Annotated in this window: 14 protein-coding genes; 6 read left to right on the plus strand and 8 right to left on the minus strand. The window is 51.0% G+C overall.

From position 1 onward, the window contains the following. Positions 1–468 precede the first annotated feature (468 nt). Complete coding sequence (locus H6F43_RS12005) at positions 469–1056, plus strand: sugar transferase (protein WP_347272404.1); 588 nt, start codon at positions 469–471, stop codon at positions 1054–1056. Positions 1057–1473: 417 nt separating this feature from the next. Further along, complete coding sequence (locus tag H6F43_RS12010) at positions 1474–2655, plus strand: YdcF family protein (protein ID WP_206754558.1); 1182 nt, start codon at positions 1474–1476, stop codon at positions 2653–2655. Between the two features lie 308 nt (positions 2656–2963). On the opposite strand, the gene H6F43_RS12015 is transcribed toward H6F43_RS12010, so the two are convergent. Further along, positions 2964–3332: a VOC family protein gene (locus tag H6F43_RS12015; RefSeq protein WP_190342995.1), complete on the minus strand. Its 369-nt coding sequence runs from the start codon at positions 3330–3332 to the stop codon at positions 2964–2966. Positions 3333–3732: 400 nt separating this feature from the next. Here H6F43_RS12015 and H6F43_RS12020 point away from each other — a divergent pair, with 400 nt between their 5' ends. After that, positions 3733–5499 (plus strand): ABC transporter ATP-binding protein, encoded by a 1767-nt coding sequence (locus H6F43_RS12020; RefSeq protein ID WP_190343004.1) that lies wholly within the window; start codon positions 3733–3735, stop codon positions 5497–5499. A 136-nt stretch (positions 5500–5635) separates the two neighbouring features. On the opposite strand, the gene H6F43_RS12025 is transcribed toward H6F43_RS12020, so the two are convergent. Then, on the minus strand, positions 5636–6472 hold the full coding sequence (locus H6F43_RS12025; protein ID WP_190343005.1) for a M56 family metallopeptidase: 837 nt from the start codon (positions 6470–6472) through the stop codon (positions 5636–5638). Between the two features lie 4 nt (positions 6473–6476). Continuing rightward, positions 6477–6905: a BlaI/MecI/CopY family transcriptional regulator gene (locus H6F43_RS12030; protein ID WP_190342996.1), complete on the minus strand. Its 429-nt coding sequence runs from the start codon at positions 6903–6905 to the stop codon at positions 6477–6479. Positions 6906–7082: 177 nt separating this feature from the next. Here H6F43_RS12030 and petJ point away from each other — a divergent pair, with 177 nt between their 5' ends. Then, complete coding sequence (gene petJ / locus H6F43_RS12035) at positions 7083–7436, plus strand: cytochrome c6 PetJ (RefSeq protein WP_190342997.1); 354 nt, start codon at positions 7083–7085, stop codon at positions 7434–7436. A gap of 37 nt (positions 7437–7473) precedes the next feature. Then, a complete protein-coding gene (locus H6F43_RS12040; protein WP_190342998.1) occupies positions 7474–7941 on the plus strand; it encodes a hypothetical protein in 468 nt (155 codons plus the stop codon). Between the two features lie 5 nt (positions 7942–7946). Here the strand turns inward: H6F43_RS12040 and H6F43_RS12045 are convergent, their stop codons facing one another. Both H6F43_RS12045 and clpS read right to left on the minus strand, forming a co-directional pair. Further along, positions 7947–8768 (minus strand): type II CAAX endopeptidase family protein, encoded by an 822-nt coding sequence (locus H6F43_RS12045; protein WP_190343006.1) that lies wholly within the window; start codon positions 8766–8768, stop codon positions 7947–7949. Positions 8769–8833: 65 nt separating this feature from the next. Further along, positions 8834–9115 carry an ATP-dependent Clp protease adapter ClpS gene (gene clpS / locus H6F43_RS12050; protein WP_190342999.1) on the minus strand — a complete coding sequence of 94 codons (282 nt, stop codon included), beginning with the start codon at positions 9113–9115 and terminating at the stop codon, positions 8834–8836. Positions 9116–9442: 327 nt separating this feature from the next. Between clpS and H6F43_RS12055 the strand changes: the two genes are divergently transcribed. Continuing rightward, on the plus strand, positions 9443–9826 hold the full coding sequence (locus H6F43_RS12055; RefSeq protein ID WP_190343000.1) for a hypothetical protein: 384 nt from the start codon (positions 9443–9445) through the stop codon (positions 9824–9826). 3 nt (positions 9827–9829) lie between these two features. Here the strand turns inward: H6F43_RS12055 and H6F43_RS12060 are convergent, their stop codons facing one another. The 3 genes from H6F43_RS12060 to H6F43_RS12070 form a co-directional block, all read right to left on the minus strand. Next, positions 9830–10018, minus strand: a complete 189-nt coding sequence (locus tag H6F43_RS12060; RefSeq protein ID WP_190343001.1) for a hypothetical protein — start codon at positions 10016–10018, stop codon at positions 9830–9832. Positions 10019–10203: 185 nt separating this feature from the next. Next, on the minus strand, positions 10204–10674 hold the full coding sequence (locus H6F43_RS12065; RefSeq protein WP_190343002.1) for a tetratricopeptide repeat protein: 471 nt from the start codon (positions 10672–10674) through the stop codon (positions 10204–10206). 149 nt (positions 10675–10823) lie between these two features. Next, on the minus strand, positions 10824–11273 hold a 450-nt coding region (locus H6F43_RS12070), incomplete at its 5' end, for a dienelactone hydrolase family protein (protein WP_190343003.1).

An 11273-nucleotide genomic window follows, 5' to 3' on the forward strand; every position in this document is an offset into this window, starting at 1 on the left:
GTCAAGCGATCGCTCAGCCATCGCGGACAGGCGTTTCAAGTGCTGCTGCCGCAGCTACAGGTGCTGAACGTCTAGAGCTACTGACGTTGAATTACTGACGTTGCCAAGCTGACTAGCCGAAGAAGCTTGGCGGTCGTCTTTGCAGAATCTTTATGAAGTGGAAAGGATTGCTCAAGTGAGCAACGGACGACGATCTCTAGACTCTACAGGATCGAGAGGACGCCGTTTTGTTCCAGGCTTTACAGAAGCTTTACAAACTTATTAGTTTGAAGCGCTCCCCATGAAGATTAAGTGAGTGTTTTCACAGACGGTAGCAGGGGTTTAAGGCTTGGAACTATAGTCAAACGAAAGCCTTCCGTATTTATACCGATTACAGCAATCATGCAAGCCGCATTGCCCCCGGTAGTGATGGAACATTCTATCTCTATTCCATCAAGTCTCGATGGTCCTCACCGCTCTACCGTTTGTATGTTTAAGCGATCGCTTGACATCCTTGGCAGTCTGGTAGGGCTAGCAGTTTTAGCAATTCTATTTATTCCTCTAGCGATCGCAATCAAGCTGGACAGTCCGGGTCCTGTGCTGTATTCCCAGATTCGCTACGGTCTACTGGGTCGCCCGTTTCGGATCTACAAGTTCCGATCAATGGTGGCAAATGCAGATGCGTTGAAGTCACAGGTAAAGAACGAAGCAAAAGGGCTGATCTTCAAGAACGAAGACGATCCGCGTATCACTCGCGTCGGGCGAATTCTGCGCAGCACAAGCTTGGATGAATTCCCACAGTTCTGGAATGTGTTAATTGGTGAAATGAGCCTTGTGGGGACCCGTCCTCCAACCGGAGATGAGGTCTCTCGCTATGAGTCACACCATTGGCAACGCTTAATGGTGAAACCTGGGCTAACAGGTGAATGGCAGGTAAATGGACGATCGAGCGTCAAAGATTTTGAGGAGATCGTAAGCCTGGATTTGCGCTATCAAGCTCAGTGGCACCCGCTTTATGATCTATTTCTGATCGCGCGGACCATTTACGTCATTATTGCTAAGGTTGGCGCTTGCTAAATTTGCTTCACTCATAATAAATTGGCTTAGAAAGCGGGATGTACCGAGTGCGGTAACACCCCGCTTTTTTATTTTTTAAACATTTCCCCCGTAATGAGGGAAAACAAAAACGTGAACACGATGGCTGCAAGAGCAAGCTCTACGCTTTTAGTAGCGCTGTAACAGAAAATTCCAATTCCAATCAAAATAACAAGCAATCCAGAGGACATAGGCTGTTTCTCTCCCAAGCCTGAACATTCGGGGCGTCAGAGGGTTCCTACTGCAATGCTAGATGAGAACTTAGAGACCGATCATGGCTAATGCGTTAATGATTTGAAGATTTTTCAAATTTTTATACGTCCGAATTTCGATTTAGCTGCATCATGGTGTCTGTACAAAGCTGGCAAGTTCAGTTGTATCAGTCAGGTCAAGGGCGGCATGGTATTACTGCTTACGGACGTTTTCTTGCTACTGACCCAGGTTCTGTTGTGGCTGTTGGTGGGTCTGATTGGTTGGTTTGTGCTGCTACGATCGCTGCCCAGAGCGTTCTTAAGTCTGCTAGTGCTGCTGCTAATTTTGGCGGTGCTGGCGCTGTCGTTTTTCCAGGGTCCTCCGTTAGACGGCGGCGTTTTGGAAGTGCTCTGGCGCGTTATCTCCTTTCCGTTTAGCCCGCTAGGATTGGGGATTATTCTGCTGTTGATTTTGCTGTCTGGGCAGAAGCTTGGAAAAACGGCGAAGAACCTGATTCTGCTGGTGTTGACGCTGTTGGCGCTAGGGAGCGTTCCGATCGTCTCCTACTACCTAACGCGAGAGTTAGAGGTTGAGGGGATCGAGCAAGTCCGGCCCCAGCCTGCTCTGACGGTTCCTGGCTCTCGGCGCGTGATTGTGCTTCTGGGACAAGAAACGACGCGCCCGCAGCTACGGACGCCGCAGCAGGCAGCCCCAGCGAATCCTCCCTTTATTGAGCGTCCGATTACTCCAGAAACGTTTCAAATTCTGACCGCGCTACCCACTCAGCTAACGGAGCGGGGCGATCGCATTCTCTATGCCGCGCAGCTTTTTCAGGAAGAATCCCGACTGGGCACAAATCCACTCATCGTTGTTAGCGCAGGAGTGCGTCCCGAACGGCGACGGCGAGATGGCGAACGCGATGAAGACATTTCGGAAGCCAGAGATATCCAGCGCTTTCTAACGCGAGAACTCAACGTTCCTGAAGGCAGCATTCTTCTCGATAGTGGGGGCAATAGCCTGCGACGCAGCGCAGAGCGAGTGCAGGCGTTGCTGTCTGACCAGCAGCGCGGCATTAACTTTGGCAACCAACTGACCCTGGTGACTTCGGCGCTCAGCATGAACCGCGCTGTCCTAACGTTCAACCGCGTGTTTAACGAGGCCATAGTTACTGCTCGCCCTACAGACTTCTACACCCTTCCACCCGCTGAAAACCTTGCCAGGCTCGTTCAGGGACGTGACCTAATTGAGCGAGAAATTATCGTCACTGACTTCCTCCCTACTGCCGACGCCTTTTATATCAGTAGCCAAGCGATCGAAGAGTACCTCAACTCTATCTTTTACTTTCTGCGCGGTTGGATACGCCCCCTGCAAGCCCCTACCCCTCGCTAACTCTCTGCGCTCCTACACGGTGGTTTTCCCAAGGCAAACGCAGGAAAATTTTCGCATCTTGAAGGTTGAGCATTTCAGCCCTTCAAGATTCTTGCTTAGCACTTTAAAACCCTTGCTGAACAAGCACGCGATTTTCCTGCGTTTGCCTTACCCCTTCTACAAAACAAACGCAGAAAAATCTAAACTTAAGTATTTAGATATAACGGCTTAAATTAACGGTTGCAGATACTATCCGCCAAAGTTGCTACATTTGAATTGTCATACTGAGACAGCTACAAAGATCCATGATTCAAGCGCTACAAATGACGCTAATCGTATTGAATTTCTTCAAAGAAGGTAATTAAGTTGCCATCTTCATCTACAACACCAAATTCACGGGTTCCCCAAGGCTTTTCTTGCAATGGCGCATTTGCATGAATAACTTTTTTAGGTTGGTACTCGGCATACAGCGCATCAATTTCTTTAACATTGATACGACATGCAGTGTTTTCAGCAATGTGTTTTTCAGGACATGCCCAGAAGTGAATTTGTACTGCATCGCGCTGAACAATACCGTAAACCAGCGGCTCCTCATAGATTTTGGTGAATCCAAGTACAGAGCAATAGAACTGGATAGTTCTGGTGATATCTAGCGAAGCCAGAATTGGAACAGCCGAACTTAATGCTGGGCTACTCATTTCACCTCCTTATCTGCCTTTAATTTGGCTTGAACGCTTTTGCGATCGCGTTACCGATGATCTGAAACTATTGTCTCATCGATTTATTACACAAACAAAATTCTTGGTAATACCCGAATAGCGACATTGTCAAGAGTTCTTTTCTAGGTGTTCGTCCGCTGAAAACGTTATTGCGAATTTTCTCCAATGCCATCTCCTGTAGTGGAGATTATCGAGAAAAAATACAGGAGTTTTCTCGATCGCTTTAAAGAGACGATCAAGAATCAGCGTGTCCTCTGCCGTATCCGTTCTCCACTGCTGCTTTAGATACAGTCGCCCTTGGCGGTTCTTTCCCTCGATCGACAGCGCCCCACCCAGATTCGTCTACGATGAGAAAGCCTCCTGCTACTCCCGATCGCGCATGGCTCAATCTCGACTGCAAAAACTTGGTGCATACCTCCGTCCTCACTGGCGACCCGCCACCCTTGGCATTACCGCACTGTTCATTGTCAATGCCTTAGGCGTCTATATCCCCCTGCAAATCCGCGACAGCATCGACAAACTGCAAGTCACCTTCAGCTTTAGCCAGGTGTTGTATTACGTGGTCCTGGTGCTGGTGCTGGCGTCGATTATGTGGGTTGTGCGAATGGCATCGCGGATTTGGCTGTTTGGCGTGGGACGGCAAGTCGAGTTTGACTTGAAGCAGAAGATCTTTAGCCATTTACTGAGACAAGAACCCTCGTATTTTTCCACGAACACGATCGGCGATTTGATCAATCGAGCCACCAGTGATGTTGATAACATTCGCCGTTTGCTGGGGTTCGCTGTGTTGAGCTTGGCAAATACGGTCTTTGCCTATGGGTTAACGCTACCTGTGATGCTGGCAATTAACTGGAAATTGAGCTTGCTGGCGGTGTCGGTTTATCCTTTGATGCTGGTGCTGGTGCAGCTATTTAGCGACAAATTACGGCTTCAGCAACTTACCGTGCAGGAAGAACTTTCCAGCATGAGTCAATTAATTCAGGAGGACTTAAGCGGCATCGCCCTAGTCAAAATTTACGCCCAGGAAGACAACGAGCGACAGGCATTCCAACAGCTAAATAAGCAGCTATTAGACGCGAACTTGAGCTTGGCGCTAACGCGCAACATTCTGTTTCCAATTTTGCGTGGCATTTCTAGCTTGAGTCTGTTGGTAGTGCTGTGGTTTGGTGTGGGTGCCATTAGCAGTGGAGAAATTACCGTGGGCGGCTTCATCGCTCTGCTGCTCTACGTCGAACGCTTGGCGTTTCCTACCGCGTTACTCGGCTTCACGATTACAGCCTATCAGCGCGGCGAGGTTAGCATCGATCGCATCGAATCCATCCTCACCGTTGAACCCAAAATTCAAGATCGTCCAGACGCGATCGCACTCGCTCCTGCCGACATCAGCGGAGAACTGCACGCGCAAAATCTTACGTACATCTATCCGACGATCGTGACGGCTCACGAACCTGTACACCCTGCGCTTGACCACGTCAGCTTTACGATTGCTGCGCAAGAAACTGTGGCGATCGTAGGACCGATTGGCTCTGGCAAATCCACGTTAGCCAATGCGCTACCGCGCTTGCTGGATATTGCTCCCGGTCAACTGTTTTTGGACGGCTACGATGTCACGCGGATTCGCGTGCAAAATTTACGAGAAGCGATCGCTTACGTTCCGCAAGACAGTTTTTTATTCAGCACCACGATTCAAAACAACATTCGCTACGGCACTCCCAGCGCTGCTCCCGATCAGGTCATCCAAGCGGCAAAGCAGGCGCAGATCCACTCGGAAATCCTCAACTTTCCACACCAGTACGAGACGATCGTTGGGGAGCGCGGCATCACGCTCTCTGGAGGACAACGACAGCGGACCGCACTGGCACGCGCGCTGCTCGTTGATGCGCCAATTCTAATTCTGGACGATGCCCTTTCTAGTGTGGATAATCAGACCGCGACGGATATTTTGAAGAATCTGTCGGAGGGGACGGATCGTAAAACCGTGGTGTTTATTTCCCATCAACTCTCTGCGGCGGCGACTGCCAATCGCATTTTTGTGATGGATCAAGGGCGCATTGTTCAAATCGGAACCCATGCTGAGCTAATCGTACGATCGGGACTTTATCAAACGCTGTGGGACCAGCAGAGACTCGAAGAAGTGCTGCAATAGAAGCAGAGACTGGCAAACCGCCTGCAACCTCTCGCGTTTCTGCTGTATCGATTGACCCTGAAGCTACCATTCCTGCACAGGTTAGCAATTGCTAGCACTACTGCATGGTTAATCAGCATAAGCGACGCTTGAGCGGCTAAACGTGGAACGGAATTGCCAGCAGTGGCAGGAAAGCACCGCCCAGCCACAGCCAAGTCCATCTAGGTGTCAACGACTCCGATGGGGGAGCCAGTAGGGCGTTAATGCGTTCAGTCAAACGATCGCGCACGATGATTGCACTAAATTCGGCGTAGGCCATCTCCGGCTCCATCGGTGCACTCACAACCAGCAGCAGCGCCTCTGCCAGCAGCAAGCCATCGACGTGCTGCGCCGCGTATTGATCCGCCCGTAGCTCTCGTAGAATGAGAAGTTCCTGCCACAGTGCGTCGGTTTGCGGTAGCCAAGCCGTTAGTCGTCGCAGCCAACCCAGCCAGAAGAACCAAAAGGTGTCGCGATGGTCGCAGTGGGCTTGTTCATGAACAAGAACGGCTTTGAGATGCTCCTCGTCTAGCGTCTTGAGTAAGCCTTGGCTCACGATCAACTCAGACCGCCAAAAGCCAACTTGGGCGATATACGGCATTCGGCTGTCGATTAGACGTCCGGTTGTACCATGCACGTCTACAGCAGAGTACTGATGAATTTTATGCAGCGATCGTCCCATCTCTACTAGCAGCCGCAAACAAATCACGAACGCCACCGTTAAGAAGCCCGTCGCCAACCCGTAGATGCCCCAGCCTTCCCACCAGCGCACCATCTGACCACGCGGACCCATAAAACCAATGGCGATCGCGGTCGTTAGCAGCAGTCCGGGCGGCAGCACGAAGGCAACTAGCGCCCGCTGCCACCGCTCATTCCAACTGCTAGCTCCGTCGAACCACAGCCAGCGAATACTGCAAGCGGTCACGATCGCCGTGACCAGCATCAGGAGATGCATCACTTTACGGTTCCTCCTTGGTCCCCTTAGCATTGCGTGCGGCTTGCAGGCGCTGCGCGATCGCGGCTAGCTGCTCGACGCTGGTTTGATCGAGGCGATCGGCAAATGCCGCAACAATATCCGGATTGCCCACAGCGAGAAACTGATTCAATTGCTCATACGCCTGAAGCGCCCTAGCTTCTGGTTGCGATACGAGCGGTCGCCACGAAAAGCTGCGACCCTGTTTATCGCAAGCTAACCAGCCTTTTTTTGTCAGCCGATTCAGCACGGTGGTAACAGAAGCATACGCCAGTTCTCGATCGGGATCTGTCAGAATCCGATCGTGCACGTCCTTCACGGTGACCACGTGTAGCTCCCAAACAATCTGCAAAATCTCGCGCTCCAGCGGACCGAGCGAGAGCTGCTGAGGGCGGTGATTCGGCAAAGAAGCCATAGTTGAATCGAGTTCCTTACAGACTGTTTACCAAGGTACTTCAGATTGTCCGCTAAATGCAGCCTTCTCCAACACTGAATTCCCAGTAGACGTAGTTTGACAGCCTGTCTTTTGACACTGCCCAATAGACCCTTTCAGTATTAGAGGTGCCGTTTATTAACCGAGGAGAAACACTCAATGAAAAAACGAATTGCAGCACTTCTCGTTACGATCGCTGTCATCGCAATTGCTGTCGTGGTTGCGTTCAGTGCTCCTGTTCTTGCTGACGTGGATATGACCGTTGGTTCCAAAGTATTTAACGCCAACTGTACGGCGTGTCACCTTGGTGGCGGAAATGTGGTTGCTGCAAACAAAAACCTGAAAGCGGACGCCCTAAAGCAGTACGGCATGGACTCAGCCGAGGCAATCATCAGCCAAGTGACGAACGGCAAAAATGCGATGCCTGCCTTCAAAGGTCGGCTGACGCCAGACCAAATTGAATCTGTTGCCGCCTACGTTCTGGCTCAGTCCGAAAAAGGCTGGACGAAGTAATCCTGAACTCTCGTTAATCACAATCACGTCCGAGCTAATGATTCAAAAACACTGGTTAGCGATCCCGGCGATCGCCGGGATCGCCTTGGGTAGTCAGCTTGCCCAAAATCACCTCCTCGCTCACTCGGCAGACGGTGGTCACAGTCCGATTTCTGAAAGCGCACACCATAGCACCGTTGAGATTCCTAAAGGGCAACCTGTTCCTTCAGTCAACCTAGTCGTACACCCAGACCCAATGGACGGCTGGAATTTAGAGGTTAAGGTTGCTAATTTCCGATTTGCTCCGGAGCGAATCAGCCAAAAAGGTAGCTTAACTGAAGGACACGCACACCTGTTTGTTAATGGTCGCAAGGTAACACGGCTCTACGGAACCTGGTATTACCTGGCACTGGAGCCAGGACAGCATAAAATTACCGTGTCGCTGAATACCAACCAGCACCAAAGCTTGACCCACAACGGTCAGCCAATTCTGGATACGACGATCGTGACAGTCCCGCAACGCTGAATCCTCTAGCGATCGGCAACGGTGCGCTGGCGAATTCCTACCGCTAGTCCAAGCAGAAACAGAATGCCGATCGCCCCCGCAAGTGGATTGCGATCGACGCCTGTAATCCAGTTAGGGACGCGATCGGTATACTCGATTAGCTGCCCAACATTAACCACGTAGTAGCCCCAAACCAGTCCCGCGTGCAGACCCATTGGCAGCGCTAGTCGTTCGCGCCATCCGCCAAACCAGCGTTCTCCGTGAATGCGCTTTGCCCAAACCAGAGTTGCACCCAGTAGAATCAGCGCGGGAAACTGGACTTTGAAGCCGTGTACTGCAGCAAAGATCGTTGCATTCACAACAAGCGCCACAGTGGGTACATAGTCGCGCTGAAGCTCGTCCAGCAGCCAACCGCGAAACAGCAGCTCTTCGGCAAACGCAAGAGCCGTGGACATCAGCAATCCCTCTAAAACCACTTGCAGCAGCGAAGTAGACGGCTTCCAAGTTAGCCAGCCGAGCAGACTCTCAGCGATAAACAGAATGAACAGGCTGCCCGCTCCGATCGTCCATCCCGTTAGCCATTCTTGCCCGCTGCGACGACTAAACTCTAAGCCGTACCTCCAAAGCACGTTTGGCTGACGGTACACATGCAGCCCCCAAAGCCGCACCAGAACGATGAATTCAACGTAGAGCAGCAGCAAAGTAAGAATGCTCGCCAGATTCGGATCGCGAACAAGCAGTACGATCGGTCCTGCTAACGGTACCCAGAAAAGGAGCAGGATCAGTAAAAACGCCCCAATCCGCACGGGGGCAGGACATCGAGCAAGCTTGGACAGATTGAGCTTCAAGGAATGCAGTCCACTCACAAACGGTCTAAAAGCACGCTATCACAGCAGCAAGTCGCTAGCTGTCTCTATTCATCCGGCTCGATCGTGCTGCTCAACCCATGACCCTTCAAAGTTTCACAGTAAAATTCGGCGTGCTCCTGAGCACAGGTAATGACCAGCGCAACGCCATTGGTGTGCGCTTCCATCATGATATCTACTGCTTGGGGCTGGGTCAGACTGGGCACCGTTTGCATTAGAGTTTGCACCACGTACTCCATTGGATTGAAGTCATCATTGTGAAGCAAAACCCGGTAGCGGGGCGCAAGTTTTCTGACCGTTGAACGCTGTTCAATGGTTTCGACAGACACCGCTCTATCCTCTCTATAAACTATTGACTAACAAAAAACTATTGACTAGCAAAGATGCGATGAACCGTAGGTTGCAGCCGCCCATCACTTATTGCCCAGTACTACGGGAGGCGCTACGCAGGCGATCGGCTGTAGCGTTTACACTACTTAATCTCTTTATACCACTCTCCGTTTAATTCGAGTACCTCTAGCGACGCATTCTTGACTTTTGCTTTATTCAGCAGCGACCCGTCGCAGAGTATGCACTGTAGCACGCACGGATTCAATTCTGCTTACAAGCTTTTAGAATGGAAAGAACCTTGTGCGATTCACTCATTGGCTTTAGCCTTGAAGCAGCCCAACCTAGCGAACTTCCAACCCTGTCAAATCGTTTGCCTAGAGCACGAAACCAGCCGCCTGTATGCTGAAGTGGTACAGGTTGTAGACGATCGCCAAGTTTGCTGGGTGCGACCCTTTGCGCTGGCAATCCCTAGCTCGACTGAGGACGACGTGTTGGGCGCTTGGATTGATCTACGAGGTGGAGCGGATTTGCTGTGTCCGATCGTGCTATTCCGCAGTGCCCTGGATACCGAAGTTTTGCCACTGCTAACGGCCCTGTATGCGTCAAGTGGAGACGAGGATGAAGTGACTGATCGTGCCAAGCGTCAGCAGCTTAACCAATTTATGCGTCTCGTCTGGCAAACCCATCGGCAGGCGTTTCAGGCACTCTGACCGCTAAGGGCTGGCAACCAGTTGAACTCGCCCCGCATCCATTTCCGCCATCAACAGCTCAAGAGCTTCAAAGTCGACATCGGAAATGTGTCCCATGCGAGTCAGTTCGTAGTTGATCTCGTTCTCGATGTCAGGAGTGAGTTGTTTGATGTGTAGCGCTTTTTCTACTAGACGTCTAATAATGTTATTCATGGTAGTAGTGGATCTCTAAATGAATTTTCGGCTGATTACCCTGCCTATGTAGTGATCTAAAGCTAGAACTTTGTGTGATTCTAATCACTCGTGACTCGTGCTGTTCGCTACGAGCAGACTTATAATACAGAATTAGTTCGCCGTTGTGGAAAAATACAGAAAAATTTCACTCTGTACTATCTGCGCTAGCTAAGTTTTGCCGTACACTCCAAAATCCAACGCTGGTGCGCCAGCGAGAATGGCTGAATCTCAAGCGCTTGGCGAAAGACGGCGATCGCTGCCGAATACTCACCCAGTGCAACGTGGCATAAGCCAAGTCCGTGCAGCGCCCCAAAATGGATTGGATTTAACCGAATCACTCGTTCGCAGTCGGCAATTGCCGCTCGATAGCGCCCCTGCATGTAGTGCAGCACCGCACGACGGTTCCAAGCTTCGGCAAAATCCGGCTGAGATTCAATCAGCTCGCTAAGAACCGCTTCAGCATTCAACACATCTCCTGTTTCCAGCAGGAGTTGAGAGCGACGAATTGCCTCTAGCCCCAAGGCTCCTTTTTGCCCAAACCAGATACGCCAAAGGTCTTCAGTCGCTTGATCGCGAACATCCTCATGGGGATCTTTCAGATTTTTGAGTAAGGATGCAATACGAGAATCACTCATAGTTAAATTGCGCTCACAGTTATTTCAGACTTACCAGGGATTGGGGCGATTTGCGATTGATCTGTTGGCAAGTTCACACATTCTTGGCAAACAATTTAGAAAACCAAACCGTTTCTTTGACTCCAGTTCTTGACAAACGGATTCGGTATTTACTGCGACACAACGTCTGGGTGTTGCTCAATCCAGCGATCGATGTCTGCCAGCACGATATCGGGAATCTCCCAGGGAAACAAATGAGCGGTGTTTGGGTAGCAGTGCCACTCTGCCTCCGGAAGCAACTGCGCCGTTTCCTGACTGGCAGCGGAAGCGATGTGGCGATCGTTCTCGCCTGCAAGAACCAAGCAAGGACACTGAATTTTGGGTAAATCGGCAATCCGACTGTAGCGCTGCCGCATGGCCGTAAATAAGGCACGAGTTGCCCAACGCGATGTTTGCAGGTAGGCAGGCAGGGCGTAGGTCGCCAAGTAGTGGTAGGCGGCGGGGGTGTGCTGCTGAATTAAGTAGCGATAGAGCGATCGCTGCCCGAAGGTATCAATATTCCACTGCCAACCGGGACGGCAGCGGTTCAAAATGGACGCCACGCCTGTAAATACATTGTC

Origin of the sequence: Leptolyngbya sp. FACHB-36 (genome assembly GCF_014695955.1) — a bacterium.
Taxonomy (GTDB): Bacteria; Cyanobacteriota; Cyanobacteriia; order Leptolyngbyales; family Leptolyngbyaceae; genus FACHB-36.

Bases quoted from the DNA above. Each gene is read 5' to 3' on its own strand.
- H6F43_RS12010 (WP_206754558.1), top strand. From the start codon at position 1,474: ATGGTATTACTGCTTACGGACGTTTTCTTGCTACTGACCCAGGTTCTG.
- H6F43_RS12015 (WP_190342995.1), bottom strand. From the start codon at position 3,332: ATGAGTAGCCCAGCATTAAGTTCGGCTGTTCCAATTCTGGCTTCGCTA.
- H6F43_RS12060 (WP_190343001.1), bottom strand. From the start codon at position 10,018: ATGAATAACATTATTAGACGTCTAGTAGAAAAAGCGCTACACATCAAA.
- H6F43_RS12005 (WP_347272404.1), top strand. From the start codon at position 469: ATGTTTAAGCGATCGCTTGACATCCTTGGCAGTCTGGTAGGGCTAGCA.
- H6F43_RS12065 (WP_190343002.1), bottom strand. From the start codon at position 10,674: ATGAGTGATTCTCGTATTGCATCCTTACTCAAAAATCTGAAAGATCCC.
- petJ (WP_190342997.1), top strand. From the start codon at position 7,083: ATGAAAAAACGAATTGCAGCACTTCTCGTTACGATCGCTGTCATCGCA.
- H6F43_RS12025 (WP_190343005.1), bottom strand. From the start codon at position 6,472: ATGCATCTCCTGATGCTGGTCACGGCGATCGTGACCGCTTGCAGTATT.
- H6F43_RS12020 (WP_190343004.1), top strand. From the start codon at position 3,733: ATGGCTCAATCTCGACTGCAAAAACTTGGTGCATACCTCCGTCCTCAC.
- H6F43_RS12040 (WP_190342998.1), top strand. From the start codon at position 7,474: ATGATTCAAAAACACTGGTTAGCGATCCCGGCGATCGCCGGGATCGCC.
- H6F43_RS12030 (WP_190342996.1), bottom strand. From the start codon at position 6,905: ATGGCTTCTTTGCCGAATCACCGCCCTCAGCAGCTCTCGCTCGGTCCG.